The sequence below is a fragment of the Streptomyces sp. NPDC043854 genome, from assembly GCF_056436005.1.
The window spans coordinates 42,312-67,690 of sequence record NZ_JBWKDK010000012.1 but is presented as its reverse complement, the minus strand read 5'-3'; the positions used below and the strand labels follow the sequence as shown (position 1 = coordinate 67,690).

The 25,379-nt window shown below is 72.2% G+C and carries 22 protein-coding genes and 1 pseudogene; 11 read left to right on the top strand and 12 right to left on the bottom strand.

Translation table 11 applies throughout. From position 1 onward, the window contains the following. Positions 1 to 45: 45 nt before the first annotated feature. From AC068A_RS13870 to AC068A_RS13860, 3 genes are read right to left on the bottom strand one after another with little or no spacing between them, the layout of a single operon-like run. Positions 46 to 861, bottom strand: coding sequence for an AIM24 family protein (locus AC068A_RS13870; RefSeq protein WP_478584582.1), 816 nt, complete (start codon positions 859 to 861; stop codon positions 46 to 48). After that, positions 858 to 1,508, bottom strand: coding sequence for an AIM24 family protein (locus tag AC068A_RS13865; RefSeq protein WP_478584580.1), 651 nt, complete (start codon positions 1,506 to 1,508; stop codon positions 858 to 860). Before AC068A_RS13865 ends, AC068A_RS13870 begins: the two co-directional genes overlap by 4 nt. Further along, the gene (locus tag AC068A_RS13860) at positions 1,508 to 2,146 is read right to left on the bottom strand and encodes an AIM24 family protein (protein ID WP_179173250.1); all 639 of its coding nucleotides are present in this window, start codon (positions 2,144 to 2,146) and stop codon (positions 1,508 to 1,510) included. Before AC068A_RS13860 ends, AC068A_RS13865 begins: the two co-directional genes overlap by 1 nt. Positions 2,147 to 2,340: 194 nt before the next feature. Here AC068A_RS13860 and AC068A_RS13855 point away from each other — a divergent pair, with 194 nt between their 5' ends. Together AC068A_RS13855 and AC068A_RS13850 are read left to right on the top strand one after the other, a co-directional pair. Next, positions 2,341 to 2,706, top strand: a complete 366-nt coding sequence (locus AC068A_RS13855; RefSeq protein WP_478584725.1) for a DUF3817 domain-containing protein — start codon at positions 2,341 to 2,343, stop codon at positions 2,704 to 2,706. Positions 2,707 to 2,753: 47 nt separating this feature from the next. Next, positions 2,754 to 2,945: pseudogene (locus AC068A_RS13850) on the top strand (XRE family transcriptional regulator); the annotation flags it as partial. Positions 2,946 to 3,149: 204 nt separating this feature from the next. Here AC068A_RS13850 and AC068A_RS13845 read toward each other — a convergent pair. Beyond that, positions 3,150 to 4,151: an ArsR/SmtB family transcription factor gene (locus tag AC068A_RS13845; RefSeq protein WP_478584577.1), complete on the bottom strand. Its 1,002-nt coding sequence runs from the start codon at positions 4,149 to 4,151 to the stop codon at positions 3,150 to 3,152. A gap of 89 nt (positions 4,152 to 4,240) precedes the next feature. Here AC068A_RS13845 and AC068A_RS13840 point away from each other — a divergent pair, with 89 nt between their 5' ends. The 4 genes from AC068A_RS13840 to AC068A_RS13825 all read left to right on the top strand — a co-directional run bounded on the left by AC068A_RS13840 (position 4,241) and on the right by AC068A_RS13825 (position 8,326). After that, entirely contained in the window at positions 4,241 to 5,515 is a 1,275-nt protein-coding gene (locus AC068A_RS13840; protein WP_478584576.1) for an MFS transporter, read from the top strand. 21 nt (positions 5,516 to 5,536) lie between these two features. Beyond that, a complete protein-coding gene (locus AC068A_RS13835) occupies positions 5,537 to 6,046 on the top strand; it encodes a MarR family winged helix-turn-helix transcriptional regulator (protein WP_478584574.1) in 510 nt (169 codons plus the stop codon). A gap of 129 nt (positions 6,047 to 6,175) precedes the next feature. Next, complete coding sequence (locus AC068A_RS13830; RefSeq protein WP_360635695.1) at positions 6,176 to 6,505, top strand: DUF3817 domain-containing protein; 330 nt, start codon at positions 6,176 to 6,178, stop codon at positions 6,503 to 6,505. A gap of 120 nt (positions 6,506 to 6,625) precedes the next feature. Continuing rightward, a complete protein-coding gene (locus AC068A_RS13825; protein ID WP_478584571.1) occupies positions 6,626 to 8,326 on the top strand; it encodes an acyl-CoA mutase large subunit family protein in 1,701 nt (566 codons plus the stop codon). A gap of 193 nt (positions 8,327 to 8,519) precedes the next feature. Here AC068A_RS13825 and AC068A_RS13820 read toward each other — a convergent pair whose 3' ends face one another. Continuing rightward, a complete protein-coding gene (locus AC068A_RS13820; protein ID WP_478584569.1) occupies positions 8,520 to 9,170 on the bottom strand; it encodes a TetR/AcrR family transcriptional regulator in 651 nt (216 codons plus the stop codon). Between the two features lie 320 nt (positions 9,171 to 9,490). Between AC068A_RS13820 and AC068A_RS13815 the strand changes: the two genes are divergently transcribed. From AC068A_RS13815 to AC068A_RS13800, 4 genes are all read left to right on the top strand, one after another. After that, positions 9,491 to 10,492 (top strand): tetratricopeptide repeat protein, encoded by a 1,002-nt coding sequence (locus AC068A_RS13815; protein WP_478584567.1) that lies wholly within the window; start codon positions 9,491 to 9,493, stop codon positions 10,490 to 10,492. A gap of 595 nt (positions 10,493 to 11,087) precedes the next feature. Beyond that, positions 11,088 to 11,735 (top strand): DUF6230 family protein, encoded by a 648-nt coding sequence (locus AC068A_RS13810; protein WP_478584565.1) that lies wholly within the window; start codon positions 11,088 to 11,090, stop codon positions 11,733 to 11,735. A gap of 96 nt (positions 11,736 to 11,831) precedes the next feature. Continuing rightward, complete coding sequence (locus AC068A_RS13805; protein ID WP_478584564.1) at positions 11,832 to 12,398, top strand: DUF6114 domain-containing protein; 567 nt, start codon at positions 11,832 to 11,834, stop codon at positions 12,396 to 12,398. Beyond that, on the top strand, positions 12,388 to 13,650 hold the full coding sequence (locus AC068A_RS13800; RefSeq protein ID WP_478584563.1) for a hypothetical protein: 1,263 nt from the start codon (positions 12,388 to 12,390) through the stop codon (positions 13,648 to 13,650). The genes AC068A_RS13805 and AC068A_RS13800 overlap by 11 nt, the downstream gene beginning before the upstream one ends. 65 nt (positions 13,651 to 13,715) lie before the next feature. Here the strand turns inward: AC068A_RS13800 and AC068A_RS13795 are convergent, their stop codons facing one another. The 4 genes from AC068A_RS13795 to pta form a co-directional block, all read right to left on the bottom strand. Continuing rightward, a complete protein-coding gene (locus AC068A_RS13795; RefSeq protein WP_478584561.1) occupies positions 13,716 to 14,072 on the bottom strand; it encodes a hypothetical protein in 357 nt (118 codons plus the stop codon). A gap of 249 nt (positions 14,073 to 14,321) precedes the next feature. Further along, positions 14,322 to 15,752: a pyruvate kinase gene (gene pyk / locus AC068A_RS13790; RefSeq protein ID WP_478584560.1), complete on the bottom strand. Its 1,431-nt coding sequence runs from the start codon at positions 15,750 to 15,752 to the stop codon at positions 14,322 to 14,324. A gap of 61 nt (positions 15,753 to 15,813) precedes the next feature. Next, positions 15,814 to 17,031: an acetate kinase gene (locus tag AC068A_RS13785; RefSeq protein WP_478584558.1), complete on the bottom strand. Its 1,218-nt coding sequence runs from the start codon at positions 17,029 to 17,031 to the stop codon at positions 15,814 to 15,816. Between the two features lie 32 nt (positions 17,032 to 17,063). Next, on the bottom strand, positions 17,064 to 19,145 hold the full coding sequence (gene pta, locus AC068A_RS13780) for a phosphate acetyltransferase (RefSeq protein WP_478584557.1): 2,082 nt from the start codon (positions 19,143 to 19,145) through the stop codon (positions 17,064 to 17,066). Between the two features lie 218 nt (positions 19,146 to 19,363). Between pta and AC068A_RS13775 the strand changes: the two genes are divergently transcribed. Next, a complete protein-coding gene (locus AC068A_RS13775) occupies positions 19,364 to 20,389 on the top strand; it encodes an ATP-dependent 6-phosphofructokinase (protein WP_478584555.1) in 1,026 nt (341 codons plus the stop codon). A 98-nt stretch (positions 20,390 to 20,487) separates the two neighbouring features. On the opposite strand, the gene AC068A_RS13770 is transcribed toward AC068A_RS13775, so the two are convergent. The 3 genes from AC068A_RS13770 to AC068A_RS13760 form a co-directional block, all read right to left on the bottom strand. After that, the gene (locus tag AC068A_RS13770; protein ID WP_478584554.1) at positions 20,488 to 21,195 is read right to left on the bottom strand and encodes a helix-turn-helix domain-containing protein; all 708 of its coding nucleotides are present in this window, start codon (positions 21,193 to 21,195) and stop codon (positions 20,488 to 20,490) included. Between the two features lie 345 nt (positions 21,196 to 21,540). Further along, entirely contained in the window at positions 21,541 to 23,883 is a 2,343-nt protein-coding gene (glgB, locus tag AC068A_RS13765; protein WP_478584552.1) for a 1,4-alpha-glucan branching enzyme, read from the bottom strand. After that, positions 23,880 to 25,373: a maltokinase N-terminal cap-like domain-containing protein gene (locus tag AC068A_RS13760; RefSeq protein WP_478584551.1), complete on the bottom strand. Its 1,494-nt coding sequence runs from the start codon at positions 25,371 to 25,373 to the stop codon at positions 23,880 to 23,882. The genes glgB and AC068A_RS13760 overlap by 4 nt, the downstream gene beginning before the upstream one ends. Positions 25,374 to 25,379: the final 6 nt, after the last annotated feature.

The window sequence follows — 25,379 nt, the reverse complement described above, 5'->3', positions numbered from 1 at the left end:
CTACCTAAGAAGTTGAATGACGTACAAAATCGGGAAAGGTGAACATCACAGCCCGAAGCGCCGCTGGAGGTCCCCCAGCTGCCCCGGCATCCGGATGCCCAGCGCCTCCAGCTGCCCGGCCGAACCGTGGCCGCCGCCGGGAATGCCCGGTTCCGCGCCGACCGTCCCGACCGCCTGCTCCGCCATCAGCACCTCCGACGACTGGAGCAGCACCGTCCCGGCCCCGACGAACTCGAACTGGTGCTCCTCGCCCGAGGTGCCGCCGATGCCGGTCAGCGAGCGCAGGCCGCCCAGGACGCCCGACATGTACCCGTGGTCGTAATGGTGGCAGGGAGACGGGCAGTCCGCCCAGCCGACGAGCGCCTGCGGGTCCACGCGCAGCGGGGGTTCCATGAACACCACCGGTCCGTTGGACGCCGCCACGAACTTCCCGGTTCCGATCAGGGTCAGGAAGCCGGGGACGATGGACTGCTTGAGGGAGAGCGAGGGCTCGTAGGCCAGCAGGTTCCCCGACCGGATGGTCAGGTTGCCGTCATCGAGGTCGAACGAGTTCACGTCGAAGGCGCGGTCGGCCAGCAGCATCTTGCCCTGGCCCTGGGCCACCACCCAGTCGCCGGCGTGCAGCGGGGAGTGGAAGCTCGTGCGCAGCAGCCGGTCGAACCGGCCGTTGCCGATCCCGTCGAACTCGATGCGCCCGTAGTACGCGATCATCTTGCCCTTCTGCAGGAACCACTGGTTCCCCTTGAGCTCCACGCAGAAGGTGTACGCGTTGACGTTGTCGTCGGAGGGCAGGGTGTACGGGTCGAAGACCGTTGGACCGCCAGCGCCGCCCGGTCCGCCGGTCACGGGACCAAAATTCACAGCTTCTCCTCCGAGGCCTGTACGTACACGGCGCCCTGGCCCGACAGCTCCAGCTGGAACGCCTCGCCCGAGCCGCGCCCCACCATGTCACGCCAGCCGAGCGCGGTGGAGAGCTTGTTCCTCACGTCCCCGTGGTGGGCCACGTACGCCTGCGGGTCGACGTGGACCGGCCGGTTCGGGGTGATGGGGAGCTCGATCACCCCGCCGTGGGCCATCACGGCCGCCGATCCGTAGCCCTTGAGGGTGGTGGTGAACAGGCCCTGGCCCGTCACCTGGCCGCGCACCATGCCCATGACACCCCCCTGCGAGCCCATGAACATGGTGCCCTGCTGGAGCGTGCCGTCGAAGGCGAGCAGCCGGTCCGCCTCGACGTACAGGGTCTCGCCGGTCAGGTTGATCACCTGGACGTGGCGGCCGCCGTGGCCGAACATCACGGTGCCGCTGCCCTCGACCTCCATCAGCGGGGTCTGCTCGTTCGCCACCCGGCGCCCGATCATGCCCATGACCCCGCCCTGGCCGCCGGTCAGGCTCGGCGTGAAGGACACGTCGCCGCGGTACGCGAGCATCGCGCCCCGCTGGCTGTACATCTTCTGCCCGGGCACCACCTGGGCCTCGACCATCTTCGAGTTGATCTCGCGGAACGGCATCAGACGTCGCCCCCGATGGTGTTGCGCTCGCTGGGCTGCACGTACACCAGGCCCTCGCCCTCGAATCGGATCTGGAACGCCTCGCCCGAGCCCTCCCCGATCAGGGTGCGGAAGGTGACCCCCGACTGGAAGGACTGGCGCAGGTCGCCGGTGTGCGCGATGTACGCCCCCGGGTCCACGGACAGCGGGTACTGGGCGCTGACCCGCAGGACCACCGCCGGGCCGTCCGACATGATCGCCGCCTGGCCGGTGCCCTCGACGGTGGTGGTGAACAGGCCGTTGCCCGTCGCGCCGCCGCGCAGGCCGGTGAACGTGGTGCCGGTGCGCAGGGCCGCGTCCGTGCACAGGAGGTTGCTGGACTCGACGTACAGCTTTTCGCCGCGCAGGCTGACCAGGTTGATCTCGCTCGCGCGGTCGGCGAAGAAGCAGGTGCCGTGTCCCTGCACCTCCATCACGGTCATCTGTTCACCCGTCAGGCGACGGGTCACCATGCCGCGGAGGCCTTCGCCACCGCCGGTCATCTTCTTGAAGGCCATCTGGCCGTCGTACGCAACCATGGAGCCGTTCTTCGCTTTCACGGCATCCCCGGTCAGGTCGACGGCGAGCACCTTGCTGCCTTGGAGTCGGAACTGAGCCACGGGATGACGTTAACGGCAGCGGGCGGAGGCGAACAGGGGCCCCTCGGCCCGACACCGGCGTCGGGGCGCGGGCGGCGGACCCCGGACCCCCCGGCCGGGTGGCGGAAGACGGACCCCGGGTCAAGATCGGGCAAAGCGGCTGAGACACTGGACGGGCCCCAGGCCTCCCCTCCGAACGTCGATGAAGGTTGATGATGGACATCAAGACCGCCTCCGCCCTGCACCGGCTGCGCCTCGTCTCCGTACCGGAGGCGCTGTCCTTCCCGGCGCTGCTGATCTTCGGCTCGCTGCTGAGCCGGATCTCGGACATCGACTACCTGATGATGCCGCTGGGCGCCCTGCACGGGATCCTGTTCCTCGTCTACACGGTGCTCCTGCTGGACGTCTGGAGCACGGCCAAGTGGCCCTTCAAGAAGGCCGCGCTGTTCTTCCTGCTCGCGCTGGTGCCGTTCGGCGGCCTCTACGGCGACAAGCTGCTCAAGCGCGAGGAGGCCGACAGTGTGGCCGCGGCCCGTGCGCACCGCGAGGCGGCCGGGGCGGGCGCGGCGGCCGACGCCTGACCGTCGCGTTCTCGATGACCCCGCCGGGGGTGGCGCTCTCGCGGAGGGACGACGCCGGGCATGTCGGGCTCAGCGTCTTCCGGTTCGGCCACGACGCGCTTGTCACGCCCCATCTGGCCCGGCTCATCGGGCACGACTCCCCGATGCTCCACCTCCGCCGCCAGGGTGACGGTGGGATGTTCGACCGGTTCAGGGATCACGCCGAGGAACTGTGGGAGCGAGGGGTGGCCGTTCCGTAGGCGGCGTGTCCAGCCGCCGCTCAGCGGGACTGAAACCCGTACGCCCAGGGCACGCCTGGGCTGCGTCCCGACCCGGCAACAGGTCCGCCGGGCCCGGTTCCTGGCGCCGTGTCCGGGGCCGGGGGGTCGGTCTGCGGTACGGCGGGCCAGGCCCGGGGCGGAGTCCCGCCACCAGGGGCCCGCCGCCGGGCCGATGCGGTGTGGTCATGCCGGCGGAGGTGCGCCGGTCGCCAGGGCGATGCCCAGGGGGGTGCGTTCGTACAGGACGTGGTGGCCGTGGCGGGACGACAGGAGCAGGCCCGCCCCGTGGAGTGCCTTCAGGTGCGCGGAGACCGTGGCGGGCGCCAGCCCGAGGCGCCCGGCCAGCGCGGTGGTGGAGGCCGGCTCGTGCAGCGCGCACAGCACCTCCGCGCGGCCCCGGCCGAGCAGCCGGGCCAGGGCCTGCGGGGCGGGGCCCGACGGAGCCGTCCACAGGGCGCCGATGCCCCGGGCCGGGTACACCAGCGTCGGCTGCCAGGGCGGATCGTAGCCGCCGACCACCTCCGGCCAGACGAACGCGCTCGGCATCAGCAGCAGCCCCTGCCCGTCCAGGCTGCGGTCGTGGTGGCCCGGCTTCCGGATGGTCAGGGTGTTGCCGGACCAGGCCAGGTCCGGGTGGAGCCCGTCGAAGAGCGCCTCCAGGCCGCCGGCCGCGAGCCGCCGCGAATGGAACAGGATGTCGGCCTCCAGCAGCGCCCGCAGCCGCGGCCAGTGCGGCGCGATCAGCGCCGTCCAGGCCTGTTCCAGCAGGTCGGACAGTTCCCGCACCGCCCGCTCCGGATCCGCGAGCATCCGCCGGCCGGCCTCGCTCTCCGCCGCGCCCGGCGTGCACACCAGGGCCCGCCGCAGGTCCTCCCGTACGGCGTCCGGATCCGCGGAGGCGGCCGCCCGGACCCGCGCCAGCTCCTCCTCGAACGTCACCGACGGCCCGATCGGCGGCGGGCTGAGGAAGTCCGGATTGTGGCCGGCCCGCGGCATCAGCAGCCACAGCGGCCGCAGGTCCAGCCCGTCGGCGGCCGCCCGGATCTGCCGCAGCCAGGGGAGGTGGTAGGCCTGCCGGTGCGGGCGCATCAGGGTGCGCACCGCCTCCTCGGTCTCCCAGCGCGGCGAGATCGAGAACCGGCAGCGCAGCAGGTCGTCCGGCCCGAAGCGGAAGTGGAAAGCCATGGTCCCCCGATCGCGTCGCCGCGCCCGTGAACGATTCGGGCTGGGGCGAATCACTGCCGCGGCCCACCGTAGCCCCGCAGGGTTTCGGCATGGCCACCACCGCCCAGCAGCCGGTCCGCGGCTACCGCCCCGTCTTCCGGGTCCGGGAGTTCCGGTACGTCTTCGCCGCCCACCTGCTGTCCGTGCTCGGCATCGTCGTCGCCGAGATTTCCCTCACCGTCCTCGTCTTCCGCGCCACCGGTTCGCCGCTGATGAGCGCGCTCGCCTTCGCCCTCGGCTTCCTGCCGTACGCCCTGGGCGGCACGCTGCTGGCCCCCCTCGCCGACCGCCACCCCGCCCGCCGCGTCCTCACCGCCTGCGACCTGCTGTGCGCCGGGTGCGCCGCCGCCATGGTGCTGCCCGGCACACCCGTCGGCGCGCTCCTCGCGCTGCGCGCCGCCATGGCCTTCGTCGCCCCGCTCTTCCAGGGCACCCGCAGCGCATCCCTCGGCGACATCCTGGGCACCGGAGACGCCTTCGTCCTCGGGCGCTCGCTGATGCGGATGGTGGCGCAGAGCGCCCAGCTCGTCGGCTTCGGCCTCGGCGGGCTGCTGCTCACCGTCCTCGCGCCGCGCACCGCCATCGCGCTGACCGCGGCCGGGTTCCTCTGCTCCGCCCTGCTGCTGCGCTTCGGCACCCGGGCCCGGCCCGCCCGGGCCGCCGCCGCCGTCGCTGCTGCCGCCGTCGCTGCCGTCGCCGCCCGCACCTCGCCGCTCGCCGGGATGCGGGCCGTGCTGGGCGACCGCCGCCTGCGGGCCCTGACCCTGCTGTTCTGGCTGCCGCCCGTCTTCACGATCGCCCCCGAGGCGCTGCTCGCCCCGTACGCCGACGCCATCGGCGCCGGCACCGCCGCGCTCGGGGTGATGATGTGCGCCCTGCCCGTGGGCACCATCGCGGGTGAACTGTGGGCCGGCTCGGTGCTCGGCCCGGCCGCCCGCTCCCGGCTGGTGGCCCCGCTCGCCGCCGTCGGCCTGCTGCCCCTGCTCGTGTACGCGGTCCGGCCCGGCGTGCCGGTGGTCCTCGCCGCGCTGCTGGCCGTCGGGCTGACCCACGCCCACACCCTCGGCCTCGACCAGTGGTACGTCGACGCCGTCCCCGAGGAGCTGCGCGGCCGGGCGATGACCCTGCTGAGCACCGGTCTGATGACCCTCCAGGGGGTGGGCATGGTGCTGGCCGGCCTCGCCGCCGAGTTCGTCCCCGTCCACCTGGTCGTCGTCGGCGCCGCGGTCCTCGGGACGGCCGTCGTCCTGCTCCTGCTGGCCGAGCTGCGCTCGGCCGCGCGGGGGAGGGGACCGAAGAGTGAGACGGGGCACACCGCCAAATGACCGCCCGGTAGGGTCGGATACGTGTCCAAGCCGCTCAGCCTCCCCTTCGACCCCATCGCCCGCGCCGACGAACTCTGGCAGCGGCGGTGGGGACCGGTGCCCTCGATGGCCGCCATCACCTCGATCATGCGGGCGCACCAGATCCTGCTCGGCGAGGTCGACGCGGTGGTCAAGCCGTACGGGCTGACCTTCGCCCGGTACGAGGCGCTGGTGCTGCTCACCTTCTCCAAGGCCGGCGAGCTGCCGATGTCGAAGATCGGCGAGCGGCTGATGGTCCACCCGACGTCGGTGACGAACACGGTGGACCGGCTGGTGAAGTCCGGGCTGGTGGCCAAGCGCCCCAACCCCAACGACGGCCGCGGCACCCTGGCGAGCATCACCGACAAGGGCCGCGAGGTCGTCGAGGCGGCCACGAAGGACCTGATGGCCATCGACTTCGGCCTGCACACCTACGACGCCGAGGAGTGCAACGAGATTTTCGCGATGCTGCGGCCGCTGCGGGTGTCCGCGGGGGACTTCGAGGAGCGGTAGGGCAGCCGCCGCGGGCCCGCCGCCGCGGCCCGGCCCACCGCCCGCCGGGCCGGGGCCGGCTCCCGGTCGCGGCTCCGGTCCCGGCTCCCGGCGTCAGCGGGGCCGTCCGCCCCCGTTACGCTCATAGCCATGAAACGAAGCGTGCTGACCCGCTACCGCGTCATGGCCTACGTGACCGCCGTCATGCTGTTGATCCTCTGCGGCTGCATGGTGGCCAAGTACGGCTTCGACACCGGCGCCGGCCTGACCTTCGCCGTGTCCCAGGCCCACGGTGTGCTCTTCATGGTCTACCTGGTCTTCGCCTTCGACCTGAGCTCGAAGGCCCGCTGGTCCTTCGGCCGGATGCTGTGGGTGATGCTGTCGGGGACCATCCCGGGCGCCGCGTTCTTCGTCGAGCGCAAGGTCCGCGCCGACATCGAGCCGCTGATCACCGACGGCCTGGCCACCGCCGACGCGTAGCACCCGGCCGCAGCCGCAGCCGCAGCCGCAGCGGCTCGGCCGCAGCCACCGGACCCCGGGGAGAAAGCTCCCCGGGGTTTCCCATCGACATTTACTAGGACGTCCTAGTAAATTCGAAGCATGGACGCTGACGCCATCGAGGAGGGCCGCCGCCGCTGGCAGGCCCGTTACGACAAGGCCCGCAAGCGCGAGGCCGACTTCACCACGCTCTCCGGCGATGCCGTCGATCCGGTCTACGGGCCCCGGCCCGGCGACGCCTACGAGGGGTTCGAGCGCATCGGCTGGCCGGGCGAGTACCCGTACACCCGCGGCCTGCACGCCACCGGCTACCGCGGCCGCACCTGGACCATCCGCCAGTTCGCCGGCTTCGGCAACGCCGAGCAGACCAACGAGCGCTACAAGATGATCCTGGCCGCCGGCGGCGGCGGGCTCTCCGTGGCCTTCGACATGCCGACCCTCATGGGCCGCGACTCCGACGACCCCCGCTCGCTCGGCGAGGTCGGCCACTGCGGTGTCGCCATCGACTCCGCCGCCGACATGGAGGTCCTCTTCAAGGACATCCCGCTCGGCGACGTGACGACCTCGATGACGATCTCGGGCCCGGCCGTGCCCGCCTTCTGCATGTACCTGGTGGCGGCCGAGCGGCAGGGCGTCGACCCCGCCGTCCTCAACGGCACCCTCCAGACGGACATCTTCAAGGAGTACATCGCCCAGAAGGAGTGGCTCTTCGAGCCCGAGCCGCACCTGCGCCTCATCGGCGACCTCATGGAGTACTGCGCCAAGGGCATCCCCGCCTACAAGCCGCTGTCCGTCTCCGGCTACCACATCCGCGAGGCCGGGGCGACGGCCGCGCAGGAGCTCGCGTACACGCTGGCGGACGGCTTCGGCTACGTGGAGCTGGGCCTCTCCCGCGGCATGGACGTCGACACCTTCGCGCCGGGCCTGTCCTTCTTCTTCGACGCCCACGTCGACTTCTTCGAGGAGATCGCCAAGTTCCGCGCCGCCCGCCGGATCTGGGCGCGCTGGATGAAGGAGGTCTACGGCGCGAAGAACGAGAAGTCGATGTGGCTGCGCTTCCACACGCAGACCGCCGGCGTCTCCCTGACGGCGCAGCAGCCGTACAACAACGTGGTGCGCACCGCCGTGGAGGCCCTCGCGGCCGTCCTGGGCGGCACGAACTCGCTGCACACCAACGCCCTCGACGAGACCCTCGCCCTGCCCAGCGAGCAGGCGGCGGAGATCGCCCTGCGCACGCAGCAGGTGCTGATGGAGGAGACCGGCGTGGCCAACGTGGCCGACCCGCTGGGCGGCTCCTGGTACGTCGAGCAGCTCACCGACCGCATCGAGGCCGACGCCGAGAGGATCTTCGACCAGATCAAGGAGCGCGGCCTGCGCGCCCACCCGGACGGCAAGCACCCGATCGGGCCGATCACCTCCGGCATCCTGCGCGGCATCGAGGACGGCTGGTTCACCGGCGAGATCGCCGAGTCGGCCTTCGTCTACCAGCGCGCGCTGGAGAAGGGCGACAAGCGCGTGGTCGGCGTCAACGTCCACCACGGCTCGGTCACCGGCGACCTGGAGATCCTCCGCGTCAGCCACGAGGTCGAGCGGGAGCAGGTGCGCGTGCTCGCCGCCCGCAAGGAGCGCCGCGACGACGCGAAGGTGCGGGCCTCGCTGAAGGCCATGCTGGACGCCGCCCGCGACGGATCGAACATGATCCCGTCCATGCTGGACGCGGTACGCGCGGAGGCCACGCTCGGCGAAATCTGCAACGCGCTGCGCGACGAATGGGGCACCTACACGGAGCCCGCGGGCTTCTAAATAGCCCCCGCACACCCCGGCGCTGCCCGACTTCCCCCGGGGGCCGCCGGAGGCAGGACGAAGGCCGGCCGCGGTGCCGCTGCCCTGAGGCAGCCGCGGCCGGCCTCCTCCGTACCGGGGGACCGCGCGGATCAAGCCGGCGCGCGGGTCGGGCGGGTCGGGCGAATAGGTCAGATAGGGCGGATCGGACGGATCAGGCGGATCGGCCGGACCGGGCGGCTCCGGCGCCGCCCCGCAGGCCGTGCATCAGCAGGGCCGTGAAGGCGCCCGCCCACACCTCGTCCACCGGCTCCGAGCTGACCAGCGCGCGGTGGACCACGGTGCCTGCGATCACGTCGAAGATCAGGTCCGTGGTGCGCCCGGCGAGGGCGGTGTCCTCCTCGTACGGGAGTTCCCCGCGGGCCTGGGCGCGTTCGCGGCCCAGTACGACGAGACGTTTCTGCCGGTCCACGATCGCGGACCGGATCCGGTCGCGCAGGGCCTCGTCCCGCGTGGACTCGGCGACGACCGCCATCAGGGCCGTACGGGCCTCCGGGCGCCGCAGCAGCTTCGCGAACTGGAGGACCACATCCTCGACGTCGGCTTCGAGGGAGCCCCGGTCGGGGAGTTCGAGGGAGTCGAAGAGCTCCGCGACCGCGTCCACGACCAGCTCGTTCTTGCCCGCCCAGCGGCGGTACAGGGTGGTCTTCGCGACCCCGGCCCGGGTCGAGACGTCGCCCATCGTCAGCTTCGACCAGCCCAGCTCGACGAGCGCGTCCCGTGTCGCGGCGAGGATCGCGGCGTCCGCGGCGGCGCTTCTGGGGCGGCCGATGCGGCCACCGGGGGAGCTGGGGGGGTTGTGCATGGCGCAGAACCATACCCGCCAGTAGCGGAACCGCCGGGCCCTTGGGCGTGTGCTTCAGATCACGGGGCGCGAGTGTGCCTGCGGGGTTCGCGGAGGCTCGTGGGGAGTTACGCTACGGCTCGTAGCGTAAGAGCGGCAACCACGCGAAGGGCTACCGGCGCCAGGTGGGGACCCGGCGCCACCACAGCACTGCCACACGGCAGTTCCAGGGGGCGACAGCAACACCGGACCGTTCGACCGCGGGCCGGACCGGCTGCGGCCGACAGCGCAATTCGGCCGATCTTTTTCGTCGGCGCGCACACAGGGGGGAGGATGTACGCATGCAGCCCAGAAACATGTCCATGAGCGGCGTCGTCGACCTCGCCGCGGTGAAGGCGGCCGCCGAGGCCAAGGCGAAGGCCGAGCAGGCGCGGGCCGAGACGGCCCGGCAGGCCGCCCAGGGCGGCGCGCCCGCGGCCGGCGGCGCGGTGCCCCCGTCGGCGCTCGTGATCGACGTCGACGAGGCCGGATTCGAGCGCGACGTCCTCCAGCTCTCCTCCGAGGTCCCGGTCATCCTGGACTTCTGGGCCGAGTGGTGCCAGCCGTGCAAGCAGCTCAGCCCCGTGCTGGAGCGGCTGGTCGTCGAGGCGAACGGCCGCCTCGTCATGGCCAAGATCGACGTCGACGCCAACCAGATGCTGATGCAGCAGTTCGGCATCCAGGGCATCCCCGCCGTGTTCGCGGTGGTCGCGGGCCAGGTGCTGCCGCTGTTCCAGGGCGTGGCGCCCGAGCAGGAGATCCGCGCGACCCTCGCCCAGCTGGTGCAGGTCGCCGAGGAGCGCTTCGGGATCATCGGGATCGAGGTCGACCCGAACGCCGAGGGCGGCGCCCCGGCTGGCGCGGCGGCCGCCGAGGCCCCGGCCGGACCGCACGACGCGCTGCTGGAGGCGGCCGTGACCGCGCTCGACGCGGGCGACCTGGCCGGCGCGGTGCAGGCGTACAAGAACGTCCTCGCGGAGGACCCGGCCAACACCGAGGCGAAGCTGGGCCTGGCGCAGGCCGAGCTGCTCGCCCGGGTCAAGGGCATGAACCCGTCGGCCGTGCGCGCCAAGGCGGCCGAGAACCCGAAGGACCCGCAGGCCCAGATCGACGCCGCGGACCTGGACATGGCCGGCGGCCACGTGCAGGACGCCTTCGGGCGCCTGGTCGACACCGTGCGGGTGACCGCGGGGGATGACCGGGACGCCGTACGGGTACGGCTGCTGGAGCTGTTCGAGGTCATCGGGGCGGACGATCCCCGGGTCACGGCGGCGCGAACGGCGCTCTCGCGGGCCCTGTTCTAGGCGGTACGCCGGCACGGTCCGCCGGGCGGCGGACCGTGCCGGCGATTTGTTGACACGTAGATAAACAACGGCCGCATTTTGCCAAAACTTGGCAATGGCGGCCGCTGTTACTCGCAGTAAGTGGAACCCCGTGAACTGTCCGGTGTGTTCCTCTTCCTCCCGCTCTGCCATGGCCTTGGGTGGCACCCTGTGTTGCTTCCCGATGGCTGCGGGTCGGCCACCGGTTATCAGGCCGTTACCCGCCAGTAACGAACCCCCTTGTGCCCCGGCCTGGAATGGACCACGATCGGCGACGCTCGGTCCTTCCCGCAGAGCCGCCAGCCGGAGCCGCGGTGGAGGGTCCCCACCGGGCCGGCCGGTGACAGTGGCACCTGCCGCAGGACAGGGGGGTCTTCGCCGCACCGGCGGAGCCTGTCCTCCTGGTCGCGTGAACGCGTGACCCAGTGGTTGTCGCTCGGGGGTGAACGCCGGTGTATCGGACGCGGCACGGCCGCGGCACGGCCGCCTGCGCTCCTTCCCGAGGACGTAGCACTTCTCCCATCCCAGGACGGGCTCTGCCCGGACCGGAGATGTACGTCCGAGAAGGAGGAACAACATGAGTTCTCAGGTTCGTGGCGGGACCAGATGGAAGCGCTTCGCGCTCGTCATGGTGCCGAGCATCGCGGCCACCGCCGCGGTCGGTGTGGGTCTGGCGCAGGGTGCCCTCGCGGCGTCGTTCAGCGTCTCCGGTCAGGACTTCAAGGTCAGGGCCGACAGGCTCGAAGGTGACGACCTGATCCAGTACGGCGGCATCGCCAAGGGCAACAACCTGAAGACCGGTGAGCCGGAGCACCACCCGGTCACCATCTCCGGGTTCAGCAAGGCCAAGATCACCAACATGTGCCAGTCGCTGGTCACGCCGACCCCGCTGGGCGCCATCACGCTCCAGCTGCGGACGGGCCACAAGGGCACGCCGGCCGAGGCGACGAACATCTACCTGGACGTCGCGGAGCTCGACACCAATGCCGAGTTCACGAACCTCGACATCGGTGTCGCCGTGGGCGACGAGAGCCACAAGACCAAGCCGCAGCCCGGCACGGTCAGCAACAAGTACGCGTTCTCGCAGCGCGCCGAGAAGGCGATCCTCACGGACGTGAAGCAGAAGGCGTGGGCCACCACGGCGGGCACCTTCAAGCTGCCCAACCTGAAGCTGCGCCTCATGGGCGGCGACCAGCCCTGCTACCAGGACTCCGAAGTCAAGTGATCCGTTCTGGTGCATGACCGGACGGGCGGGCGGACCGCACGCCCGTCCGGGCTCCACAGAGTTCTCCGTACCACCGTTTCCAGGGAGCTGTAGCCCATGAACCCCCAGGCCCCGGTCTACGTTCGCCGCTCGGATGACGCTTGGCTCACCGTGGTGTACTACCACTTCTACGCATGGCGGGGTCGCCGTCCCTTCTGGGCCGGCCTGTTCACGTTCATCGGCGGCTTCCCGATCGCGTACTTCCCGTACGCGGACCTCCGGCTGGGCAACGTCACCCTCGCAATGGCGACGACGGCCGGCTCCGGCTCGCTGATCATCGGCGTCCTGCTCATCACCCTGGGGCTGGCCCTCTGGTTCCAGCAGGGCATCCGCGTGTTCGCCGGGGTCGCCTCGATCCTGCTGGCACTGGTGTCCCTGCCGGTGTCCAACCTCGGCGGCTTCTTCATCGGTTTCACCTTCGCTCTCATCGGCGGCGGCCTCGCGCTGGCGTGGGCGCCCGGCAGCCCGGTGGACGAGACCGACGCGGCCCCGGCCGGTGACACGAGCAAGGCGGAGGCGATGGCGGGTGGCCTGCAGGGCATCCCGGCCCCCCGCGAGACGGAAACGGCATACGCGAGCGAGACGACTGCCCACGCCGATGGCGGGAGGAACAGTGCGGGGTGACGAGACGCAGCCGGGCGTGGCCCCGAGCGCGGAGTCCCGTGAAAGAAAGGGGCCGCGGCACGCCGCCCCCCGGAAGTCGCTGCTGAACAAGATCCAGATACCGGTCGGCAAGACGATGGCCCTGGCGGCCATGCCGACCGCCGTCTTCGTCGGGATGGGCATGGCGCCCAAGCTGGCCATGGCCGACGACAAGGAGATCCCCTTCGCGCCCGGGCCGTGCGTGACCCGGTCCGACGAACCCGCGGAGTCGGCGTCCCCCAGCCCGTCGGCCTCGCCCTCGCCGGGCGCGAGCGCCTCGCCGTCCGCGTCCGCCGCGCCCAAGCCCGGTGTCACCCCGCCGGCGCCGAAGCCGTCCGCGAGCAAGCAGGCAGACGCCACTCGGTCCACGACGGCGGCCCCCACCACCCCGGCCGCCCCCACTCCGTCCGCCTCGAAGACCCCGAACCCGCTGGACCCGCTGGGCGTCGGCGACAAGGTCAAGGACTTCTTCGACTCGCTCGGCAGGCCGCTCCAGCCCGCGCAACCGTCGGCCACCCCGACGACGCCCGCGCCCCCGGCCCCGTCCGCCCCGGCCCCGAACCCCTCGGCCGACGCGATCCGCGAGGCCGCGAAGAAGGCCGGTGTCGACGTCCGCGAGCTGCCCCAGGACGTCAAGGACACCGCGGCGAAGCCCAAGGACGAGACCGGCAAGGACAAGGACAAGTCCGAGAAGGGCGACTCCGACCAGGACAAGGAGACGAAGGATGCGGACGGGAAGCAGCCCTTCCCGTGCCCGACCTACGACGCCAAGGCCCTGGCCGAAGCCGAGCTGGAGCCGGGGATCCCGCTCCTGCCGGACGAGCCCTGGTACCTGGACAGTTCGCTGCTGACCCTCTACGGCCTGGACTACAAGGGGATCGTCGAGGTGAAGACCGCGAGCGGGAAGACCAAGAAGGTCCTGAAGTTCACCGCGGACTCGCTGGACATCAAGGACCTCTACCAGACCGTCGGCAAGGGCGGGACCATCGCCCACCTGAAGTCCCGCCCGGGCTCCACGTCCAAGATCCGCGGCGGCGAGGTGACGATGTACACGGAGAACCTCAAGGGCAACCTGTTCGGGATCATCCCGATCGAGTTCTCCCCGAACAGCCCGCCGCCCCTGAACGTCCCCTTCGCGTTCTTCACGGACGTCAAGGTCGTCCAGGCCGGCCAGTTCGGCGGCACCCTGACCGTGCCCGGCCTGAAGAACTACATGGGCCCGCCGGAGGGATAGCGCGTCGTACCGGCATGACACAACGGACCCCCGGCTGGATTCGTCCACCCCGGGGGTCCGTCGCTCTATCCGTCGATGTCGCCGTCAGGTTCGCAGTAGGGCAGGATGTCGCTGTCCAGGCCGTAGACCTCGAAGAGATCGACCAGGGCCTTGGTGGCTGCCGCCAGACCGCCCTCGCGCATGATGACCAGGTCCGGGATCCGGATGTAGAGGCCATGGGCGCTCTCCCCCGTCCGTAGACGTCGGCGCATCACCTCTCCGACCCTGTCATGGGTCATCAGGCTCGCCGTCCGCTGCGAACCATCGGGTGCGGTGACGATGGCGTCCACGTCCTCGACCGATTCGGGGTCGTCGTCCACGCCGAGGATGTAGGTGACGGAGAACCCCGGGGCCTCCACCGCCGCGAACGGGTTGTCAGGCATAGATGTCCATCAGCTCCGCGGTCACTGTGATGTGCACGGTCAGATGTGCGTCCCTTTTGCCTTCCCCCAAGGCACGTCGAGAGTTTCATGATCGGGTTACGGGTGGTAGTGAGGTTCCGGTCGAAACTACTGGCCAGTAGTCGCAGGGAGTGGAAAACGCCGAGGGCGGCACCTCGCTCCCGGAAGGGATGCGGGGTGCCGCCCTCGGTGTCTGTGCGGCAGGGTCCGGCAGAGCCGGGCGGGTCGGTGTCAGCCGAGGTCGGGGCCGCCCAGGTGGTGGACCCGGACCATGTTGGTGGTGCCGGGGACGCCGGGCGGGGAGCCGGCCGTGATGATCATCGTGTCGCCGGCGTTGTAGCGGCCGAGCTTGACCATCTCGGAGTCGACCAGGTCGACCATGGCGTCGGTGTTGTCCACGTGCGGGACGACGTGGGACTCCACGCCCCAGCTCAGGGTGAGCTGGTTGCGGGTGTTGACGTCGGTGGTGAAGGCCACGATCGGCTGGACGGCGCGGTAGCGCGAGAGCCGGCGGGCGGTGTCGCCGGACTGGGTGAAGGCGACCAGGGCCTTGCCGTCGAGGAAGTCCGCGATCTCGCACGCCGCGCGGGCGACCGAACCGCCCTGGGTGCGCGGCTTCTTGCCCGGGACCAGCGGCTGCAGGCCCTTGGACAGGAGCTCCTCCTCGGCCGCCGCGACAATCTTCGACATCGTCCTGACGGCCTCGATCGGGTACGCGCCGACCGAGGACTCGGCCGACAGCATGACCGCGTCGGCGCCGTCGAGGATCGCGTTGGCGACGTCGGAGGCCTCCGCGCGGGTCGGACGGGAGTTGGTGATCATCGACTCCATCATCTGGGTGGCGACGATCACCGGCTTGGCATTGCGGCGGCACATCTCGATGAGCCGCTTCTGGACCATCGGGACCTTCTCGAGCGGGTACTCGACGGCCAGGTCGCCGCGGGCCACCATGACCGCGTCGAAGGCGGCGACCACGGCCTCCATGTTCTCGACGGCCTGCGGCTTCTCGACCTTGGCGATGACGGGGACCCGGCGGCCCTCCTCGTCCATGACCCGGTGGACGTCCTTGACGTCGTTGGCGTCGCGGACGAAGGACAGGGCCACCATGTCGCAGCCCATGCGGAGGGCGAAGCGCAGGTCGTCTACGTCCTTCTCCGACAAGGCGGGGACGTTCACGGCGGCACCCGGCAGGTTGATGCCCTTGTGGTCGGAGATGACCCCGCCCTCGATGACGATGGTCTTGACCCGCGGACCCTCGACCTCGGTCACCCGCAGCTCGACGTTGCCGTCGTTGATCAGGACCTGGTCGCCCTTGGCCACGTCGCCCGGCAGGCCCTTGTACGTGGTGCCGCAGATGGACTTGTCGCCCGGGACGTCCTCGGTGGTGATGGTGAACTCGTCACCGCGCACCAGCTCGACGGGGCCCTCGGCGAAGGTCTCCAGACGGATCTTCGGACCCTGGAGGTCGGCGAGGACGCCGACCGCGCGCCCGGTGTCCGCGGAGACCTGCCGGACGCGGTCGTACCGCTCCTGGTGTTCTGCCTGGGAACCGTGGCTGAAATTGAATCGGGCCACGTTCATGCCTGCCTCGATGAGCGCTTTCAGCTGCTCATACGAGTCGACGGCGGGGCCCAGCGTGCAGACGATTTTGGAACGGCGCATGGACGGATCCTATCGGTTTGTTTCGCAGCGGAATATTCCGTCTGGCGGAAAGTCCAAGTGACTACTGGGTAACCAGCGCATACGCCTGGGTGGCGATTTCCAGCTCCTCGTCCGTCGGGACCACCGCCACGGCCACCCGGGCGTGGCCCGGGGAGACGAGCCGCGGCTCCGCCGAGCGCACGGCGTTCGCCGCCGGGTCCAGCACGAGCCCCAGCTCCGCCAGGCCGTCGACCGCGGCCTCGCGCACCTGGTGGGCGTTCTCGCCCACGCCGGCCGTGAACGCCACCGCGTCCACCCGGCCCAGCACCGCCGAGTAGGCGCCGATGTACTTCTTCAGCCGGTGCACGTACGCATCGAAGGCGAGCCGCGCCGATTCGTCGCCCTCGCCCGCACGCCGCAGTACCTCGCGCATGTCGTTGTCGCCGCACAGGCCCAGCAGACCGCTCTTCTTGTTCAGGAGCGAATCGATCTCGTCCACCGAGAGTCCGCCCACCCGCGCCAGGTGGAAGACCACCGCCGGATCCAGGTCGCCCGAACGGGTGCCCATGACCAGGCCCTCCAGCGGGGTCAGGCCCATCGACGTCTCCACGCACACCCCGCCCCGGACCGCCGAGGCCGAGGCCCCGTTGCCCAGGTGCAGCACGATCACGTTCACGTCCTCCGCCGGCCGGCCCAGCAGCGCGGCCGTGGCCCGGGAGACGTACGCGTGCGAGGTGCCGTGGAACCCGTACCGCCGGATCGCGTACTTCTCCGCCGTCGCCGCGTCGATCGCGTACCGGGCGACGTGCTCCGGCATCGTCGCGTGGAAGGCCGTGTCGAAGACCGCCACCTGCGGGAGGTCCGCGCGCAGCGCGCGCGCCACCTCGATGCCGGTCACGTTCGCCGGGTTGTGCAGCGGCGCCAGCGGGATCAGGCTGCGGATCTCCGCCAGCACCTCGTCGTCGATGACCGTCGGGGCGGTGAACCGCGTCCCGCCGTGCACCACCCGGTGCCCGACGGCGGCCAGTTCGGGGGAGTCCAGGCCCATCCCGTCGGCGGCGAGCTCCGCCGCGACCGCCGCCAGGGCCGCCTCGTGGTCGGCGATCGCGCCCACCCGCTCCCGCTTGCCGCCCGCGGCCCCCGGGCCGGCCAGCGGCTCGTGGACGAGCCGGGAGGTCTGCTCGCCGATGCGTTCCACTAGGCCGACGGCCAGGCGGGAGGAGTCCGCCATGTCGAGCAGCTGGTACTTCACCGACGAGGAGCCGGAGTTGAGGACGAGGACGCGTGATGCGGTGGTCACGATGGAGGTCTTTCCTTGGGGGTGAGGGGAGGTCAGGCGGTGAGGGGCGCGTCCTGCGCCTGGATCGCGGTGATGGCCACCGTGGTGACGATGTCCTGCACCAGCGCGCCGCGCGACAGGTCGTTGACCGGCTTGCGCAGCCCCTGGAGCACCGGGCCGACCGCGATGGCGCCCGCCGACCGCTGCACGGCCTTGTACGTGTTGTTGCCCGTGTTGAGGTCGGGGAAGACGAGCACGGTCGCGTGGCCGGCCACCTCGGATCCGGGCAGCTTCGTCGCGGCGACCGAGGGCTCCACGGCGGCGTCGTACTGGATCGGGCCCTCGACGGCCAGGTCGGGGCGCTGCGCGCGGACGATCCCGGTGGCCTTGCGCACCTTGTCGACGTCCGCGCCGCTGCCCGAGGTGCCGGTCGAGTACGAGAGCATCGCGATCCGCGGCTCCACCCCGAAGGCCGCCGCGGTCGCCGCCGACTGGACGGCGATGTCGGCGAGCTGCGCGGCGTCGGGGTCCGGGTTGACCGCGCAGTCGCCGTACACGAGGACCTGGTCGGCCAGGCACATGAAGAAGACGGAGGAGACGATCGAGGCGTCGGGCTTCGTCTTGATGATCTCGAAGGCGGGGCGGATGGTGGCCGCGGTGGAGTGCACCGAGCCGGAGACCATGCCGTCGGCGAGGCCCTCCTGCACCATCAGGGTGCCGAAGTAGTTGACGTCGGTCACCACGTCGCCCGCCAGATCGACCGTCATGCCCCGGTGGGCGCGGACCTTCGCGTAGTACTCGGCGAACCGCTCCCGCAGCGGGGAGGTCGCCGGGTCGATGAGCTGCGCGCCGGAGACGTCGACGCCCAGGTCGGCGGCCTTCTTCAGGATCGCCTGCTCGTCGCCGAGCAGGGTCAGGTCGCAGACCCCGCGGCGCAGCACCACGTCCGCGGCGCGCAGCACGCGCTCCTCGGTGCCCTCGGGCAGCACCACGCGGCGGCGGTCGGCGCGGGCCCGCTCCAGCAGCTCGTGCTCGAACATCATCGGGGTCACCCGCTCGGAGCGGGCGAGCGCCAGCAGCCCGCGCAGCTCGGCGGTGTCCACGTGCCGTTCGAACAGGCCGAGCGCGGTCTCCAGCTTGCGCGGGGTCGCGGAGTTCAGCCGGCTCTGGAGCGAGAACAGCTCGGCGGCGGTCGGGAAGCTGTTGCCGGCCACCGACACCACGGGCGTGCCCGGCGCCAGCTTCGAGGCCAGCGCGAGGATGTCCTCCCCCGGGCGCTCGTTCAGGGTCAGCAGCACGCCGGCGATCGGCGGGGTGCCGGAGGCGTGCGCGGCGAGCGCGCCGACGACCAGGTCGGCCCGGTCTCCGGGGGTGACGACCAGGCAGCCGGGGGTCAGCGCGTTCAGGAAGTTGGGCAGCATGGCGCCGCCGAAGACGAAGTCGACGGCGTCACGGGCGAGCCCCGCGCCGTCGCCGAGGAGCACCTCTCCGCCGAGCGCCCGGGTGATCTGGGCGACGGTCGGGGCGGCCAGGGACTTGTCGTCCGGCAGCACGTAGCAGGGCACCGGCAGGCGGGCGGCCAGCCGCTCGGCTATGGAGTCCCGGTCCGCGGCGGCCACCCGGTTGACGACCATCGCGACGACGTGGCAGCCCAGGCTCTCGTACGCGCGGTAGGCGTTACGGGCCTCGGCGCGCACCTCGTCCGCGGCCCGCTTGGTGCCGCCCACGACGGGAACGACCACCGCGCCCAGCTCGTTGGCGAGGCGGGCGTTGAGGGCCAGCTCGTCGGGGAGGTTCGTCTCGGCGTAGTCCGTGCCGAGGACGAGCATGACGTCGTAGTCGCGGGCCGCCTCGTGGTAGCGGTCGACGAGCCGGGAGACGAGCTCGTCCGTCCCCTTCTCCGCGAGGATCGCGGACGCCTCGCGGTACTCCATGCCGTACGCCGTCGAGGCGTCCTGCTCGATCCGGTAGCGGGCCCGCAGCAGCTCGAAGAGGCGGTCCGGCGCGTCGTGCAGCAGCGGCCGGTAGACACCGACCCGCGCCGTCTGGCGGCTCAGCAGCTCCATGATCCCCAGCTCGACGACCTGGCGGCCGTCACCCCGGTCGATGCCGGTCACGTACACGCTGCGCGTCACGCGTGCTCTCCGTCCCTGGTGCGAAAATATCCCCGATAGAGTGGGCTTGACCTCTTGACAATACCTCCGCCGGTGGTTAGGGCGCCCCCCGGGCAATGGGCCCGGAGGGCAGGGCCGAACGGCCTGACGGGGGAGCGGTACGGGACGCGCGGCCTCCCCGGCCCGTGGAACAATCGGACAAGCCTCACGATATGACCAGGAGCAGGAGACACAGGACGATGCGTATCGGAGTTCTCACCGCAGGTGGCGACTGCCCCGGCCTGAACGCCGTCATCCGGTCGGTCGTGCACCGCGCCCTGGTCGGGCACGGCGACGAGGTCATCGGCTTCGAGGACGGCTTCAAGGGCCTCCTGGACGGCCACTACCGCCCCCTCGACATCAACGCGGTCAGCGGCATCCTCGCCCGCGGCGGCACCATCCTCGGCTCGGCCCGCATGGAGCGCGCCCGCCTGCACGAGGCCGCCGAGAACGCCAACGAGCTGGCGGAGCGGTACGGCCTCGACGCGCTCATCCCGATCGGCGGCGAGGGCACGCTGACCGCCGCCCGGATGCTGGCGGACGCCGGGATGCCGGTCGTGGGCGTGCCGAAGACCATCGACAACGACATCTCCGCCACCGACCGCACCTTCGGCTTCGACACCGCCGTCACGGTGGCCACCGAGGCCATAGACCGCCTCAAGACCACCGCCGAGTCGCACCAGCGCGTGATGGTCGTCGAGGTCATGGGCCGGCACGCCGGCTGGATCGCCCTGGAGTCGGGCATGGCCGGCGGCGCGCACGGAATCTGCCTGCCGGAGCGCCCGTTCGAGGTGGACGACCTGGTGAAGATGGTGGAGGAACGCTTCTCCCGCGGAAAGAAGTTCGCCGTCATCTGCGTCGCCGAGGGCGCGCACCCGGCCGAGGGCTCCATGCCGTACGAGCGGGGCGCGATCGACCAGTACGGCCACGAGCGCTTCGCCGGCATCGGCAACCGGCTCGCCATCGAGCTGGAGCACCGCCTGGGCAAGGAGGCCCGCCCGGTCATCCTCGGCCACGTCCAGCGCGGCGGCGTCCCCACCGCGTACGACCGGGTCCTGGCCACCCGCTTCGGCTGGCACGCGGTGGAGGCCGTGCACCGCGGCGACTTCGGCAACATGACCGCCCTGCGCGGCACCGACATCGTGATGGCCCCGCTCGCCTCGGCCGTCACCGAACTGAAGCGGGTCCCGGCGGACCGCATGTACGAGGCCGAGTCCGTCTTCTGACGCCCCCTCCGCCGCCCCGCGAGCGTACGCGCCCACCGGCCGGCCGCGGCGCTAAGCGGCCTCGGGGAAGTGGGGAGTGGGGCACGCCCCCGCGCCGCTTAGCCGGTCGGCGGGTGGTCCGGGGCGGAGGCGTAGGACCAGAAGCGGTCGACGATGCCCGCGAGGAACTCGCGGCCCGCGTCGCCCGTCCCGGCGCCGCCCGCGGCCCCGCCCCAGCCGAGGGTGGCGACCATGGTGGCCTGGTAGTCCGCGTGCAGCCGCTCGACCACCGGCTCCAGGCGCTGCCGGGGCACCGGCAGGAGCTTGGCGAGCGGCTTCACGTACGCCTGCCAGCGGGTGGTCACGGCGCTGCGCAGCAGCTCCGCCAGCTCCTCCTGCTTGCCGGCGGCCGCCACGAACTGGGCCAGGGTCAGGCCGAGGATCTGGGCCAGGGCCACGGACTGGCGTTCGTTGCCCTTCCAGCGCCCGGAGTCCTCCATCTTCTGGTAGGCGCCCGTGTCCAGGCCGATCCGGCGGGCCAGTTCGTCCGCGGGCATGCCCCGGGCCAGCCGGTGCTCCCGCAGGGTGACCGGTTCGGCGAGCAGTTCGCCGGGCGCGCACCACAGCACGCCGGCGAGGGCCGTCAGCTCGGCGGCGGTCGGCGTCTTCTCGCCGCGCTCCCAGGCCATCACGGTCTCGGGTTCGACGATCAGTCCGTACTGGGCCCGCAGGCCGTAGGCGACGTGGCCGGGTGCCATGCCCAGGGCCGCGCGGAGGCGGCGCGCGGCGGGGGCGTTGAAGGGTGGGCTGGAGTGCACAGGGCACACCGTAGGAGTGCCCGGGGGGTGGCGACTACAGACTGTTCAAACAAGCCCACACCTCGTAGGAATATCCTATGGAGTTCGGGGCATTGGTCCGGATTTCCGGCGACTGTCCGGTAATCGGACGCGCTCTCGGGGCCATGGCCAGCGTACGGTTCCGTCCGGCCGCCGCGGCGCCTCTCTACGCGATCTTCACCGGTCCCCCGCACCCGCCCTGAACCGGACCCCGCCCCCGTACGTGATCCATACCGGGGCCCTCGTGTACGGGGGTGGCGAGGGCCCCGCCCGCCCCGCTCCGGCCGCCTGCTCCAGGAGCTCGAAGGCGTGCCGGAGCAGGCGGCGTGCCGGCGGCTACGGCCTGAACCAGACCGTCGCCAGCGGCGGGAGGGTCAGGCGCAGGCTCGCCGGCCGGCCCTGCGCCGGCTCGCGCAGGGGCCGCAGCGGCGCCGGGTGGCGGACGCCGCTGCCGCCGTAGGCCTCCAGGTCCGTGTTGACGACCTCCCGCCACACGGGCACCTCCTCCGGTACGCCGATCCGGTAGTCGTGCCGCACCACCGGCGAGAAGTTCGACACGCACAGCAGCTGCGAGCCGTCGTGCGCGTACCGCAGGAAGGCGAAGACGTTGTCATCCGCCGCGTCCGCCTCCACCCACGCGAAGCCCTCGGGCACGGTGTCCCGCTCCCACAGGGCGGGCGCCGCCGCGTAGGCCCGGTTCAGGTCGCGGACCAGGGTGCGCACCCCCTGGTGGTCGGCGGCCGCCGGATAGGAGGGGTCCAGCAGCCACCAGTCCGGCCCGTGCGCCTCCGACCACTCCGCGCCCTGCGCGAACTCCTGCCCCATGAACAGCAGTTGCTTGCCCGGGTGGGCCCACATGAAGCCCAGGTACGCCCGGTGCCCGGCCCGCTGCTGCCACCAGTCGCCGGGCATCTTCGACACCAGCGAGCGCTTGCCGTGCACCACCTCGTCGTGCGAGATCGGCAGCACGTAGTTCTCGCTGTACGCGTACACCATCCCGAAGGTCAAGTCGTGGTGGTGGTACTTGCGGTGCACCGGCTCCTTCTGCACGTACCGCAGGGTGTCGTGCATCCAGCCCATGTTCCACTTCAGGCCGAAGCCGAGCCCGCCCGCGTCCGTGGGCCGGGTGACCCCGTCCCAGGCGGTGGACTCCTCCGCGATCGTCACCACGCCCGGGCAGCGCCGGTACACGGTCGCGTTCATCTCCTGGAGCATCGCCACCGCGTCCAGGTTCTCCCGGCCGCCGTGCTCGTTGGGCGCCCACTGGCCCTCGCCGCGCGAGTAGTCCAGGTAGAGCATCGAGGCCACCGCGTCGACCCGCAGCCCGTCGATGTGGAACTCCTGGCACCAGTAGACGGCGTTGGCGACGAGGAAGTTGCGGACCTCCTTGCGCCCGTAGTCGAACTCCAGCGTCCCCCAGTCGGGGTGCGCCGCCCGCCGCGGGTCCTGGTGCTCGTACAGCGGCCGCCCGTCGAACTCCGCGAGCGCCCAGCCGTCGCGCGGGAAGTGCGCCGGCACCCAGTCGAGGATCACCCCGATGCCCGCCCGGTGCAGTGCGTCCACGAGCATCCGGAACTCGTCCGGGGTGCCCATCCGCGCGGTGGGCGCGTAGTAGCCGGTGACCTGGTAGCCCCAGGAGCCGCCGAAGGGGTGCTCCGCGACCGGCATCAGCTCCACGTGCGTGAAACCGAGCTCCTTGACGTACGGCGGGAGCTGCTCGGCCAGCTGCCGGTACGAGAGCCCGGGACGCCAGGACGGCAGGTGCACCTCGTACACCGAGAACGGGGCCTGGTGGGCCGGTCGGGCGCCGCGCGCGGCCATCCACCGGTCGTCGCCCCACTCGTACCGGGAGTCGGTCACGACCGAGGCGGTGGCGGGCGGGGCCTCCGTCCGCCGGGCCATCGGGTCGGCGCGCAGGGTGTGGCCGCCGTCGGGCCGGGCGATGTCGTACTTGTAGAGCGTGCCCTCGCCCACCCCCGGCAGGAACAGCTCCCACACCCCGGACGCGCCGAGCGAGCGCATCGGGTGGGCGACCGGGTCCCAGTAGGAGAAGTCCCCGGTGACCCGCACCCCCTGCGCGTTCGGCGCCCACACCGTGAACCGGGTGCCGGCGACGCCCTGGTGGACCATCGGCCGGGCGCCGAGCGCCGTCCACAGCTCCTCGTGCCGGCCCTCGCCGATCAGGTGCAGGTCGAGCTCGCCGAGCGCGGGCAGGAACCGGTACGGGTCGTGCACTTCGATCTCGTCGCCGTCGTACGCCACCAGCAGCCGGTAGTCCGGTACCTCGGCCAGCGGCAGCAGCCCCGAGAACAGGCCGTCGCCGTCGGAGTGCAGCTCGGCCCGCAGCCCCTTGGCGACGAGGGTGACCGTTTTCGCGTACGGGCGCAGCACGCGGACGGCCACCCCGCCCCGCAGGGCGCGGGCGCCGAGGACGGCATGGGGGTCGTGGTGCCGGCCTTCGAGCAGGCGGGCCCGCTCCTCCGCGCCGAGTGCGGGCGCCGGCCGCACCCCGTGCGGCGGTGGTGGGGCTGCGGTGTCCGCCCGGCGGGCCCGGGGCGTACGGGCCCTGCGGCCGGACCCGGCTTCGGACGCGGGTGCGGCCGCGGCCGCGGGTCCGCCCGCGGCGGCGGGCGGGACTGCGTTGCGGACGGTCGGTGACGGCTGTCGTGCGGCGCTCACGCGAGCGGCCTCCTCGGGGGCTTCGGGTGGGGGTGGGGGGCGGCGGTGGAGCCGGGCTGCTGCGGGGGCGGCGGCACGCGGCGGGCCGGGCGCTCCCGTTCGGCCAGGCGGCGGATGGCCGCCATGGGGACGTGCAGCCAGTCGGGGCGGTGCCGGGACTCGTAGCGGGCCTCGTACACCGCCTTGTCGGTCTCGTACGCGCGCAGCAGGACGGGGTCCTCGCGCGGGTCGCGGCCGGTGGTGCGGGCGTAGCCCTCGCAGAAGGCGGCCCGGCAGGCGTCCGCCCAGGCGGGGGCGAACGGCCGGTGCGAGCGGGCCGCGTAGTCGAACGACCGCAGTATCCCGGCGATGTCGCGCACGGCGGGTTCGGGGCGGCGGCGGTCGGCCAGCGGCCGGGCCGGCTCGCCCTCGAAGTCGATCAGGGCCCAGCTGCCGTCGGCGGTGCGCAGGGTCTGGCCCAGGTGGAGGTCTCCGTGGATCCGCTGGGCGGGCACCCCGCTGCCGCGGGAGGAGGCGGCCAGGGCGTCGAACGCCCCGCGCAGCCCGGGCTCGTAGGGCCGCAGCGCCGGCACCTCGCGGGCCGCGGCCGCCAGCCGGGCCGTCATCCCGGCGGCGAGCCGGGACGTCTGCCCCGGGCCGAGGGCCAGGGTGGGCAGGGCGGCGGCCAGCGCGCTGTGCACCTCGGCGGTGGCCCGGCCCAGGGCGTGCGCCTCGGCGGTGAAGTCGGCTCCCGCGCCGAGCCGGCGCAGCGCCAGCTGCCAGCCGTCGTCGGAGCCGCGCAGGTACGGCTGGAGCACACCCAGGGTCAGCGGCTCGGAGCGGCCCCGGCCGTCGCGCGGGCCGCCGGGCAGGTCGGCCTCGTACCAGGCGACGGGTGCCGGGACGCGGGTGCAGCCGGCGGCGGCCAGCGCTCTGGGCAGCTCCAGGTCCGGGTTGACGCCGGGGCCGACCCGGCGGAACACCTTCAGGATGTGTGAATCCCCGTAGACCAGCGAGGAGTTGGTCTGCTCCCCGGACACCGGCCGGGGTGCGGCCTCGGCGGGGATGAGGGCGTCCGGGTCCCGGTCGAAGCGGAGCGGGCCGTGGCTGCCCGGGGTGCGCAGCCGCTCCAGCAGCAGCGTGGCGAGCCGCGGGTCGCCCAGGCCCTCGTACACGGCGTGGCCGGCGTACGGGCCCTGCTCGGCGTTTCCGATCAGGGCGGGCGCGAGCGCGGGCGGCAGCGGCGCGGGGCGCACCCCGAGCAGCAGCTGGTAGCAGTCCGCGGCCCCGTCGGCGCAGTCCACGCCGATGAGCAGGTGCAGCAGGCCGGGGGTGACCCCGGCCGGCAGCAGCTCGACGGCGCTGACCAGGCGGAGCCGGGTGATGGCGCGCCCCTTGCCGGCGAACCAGCGCTGCCGCGGCAGCCACGAGCGCAGCATCGGCTCCAGCGGTCCGAGCGGGACGGCGGCCGGACTGCTCTGGCGGCTCCGGGCGGATGCAGCCTCCGACATGGCGTC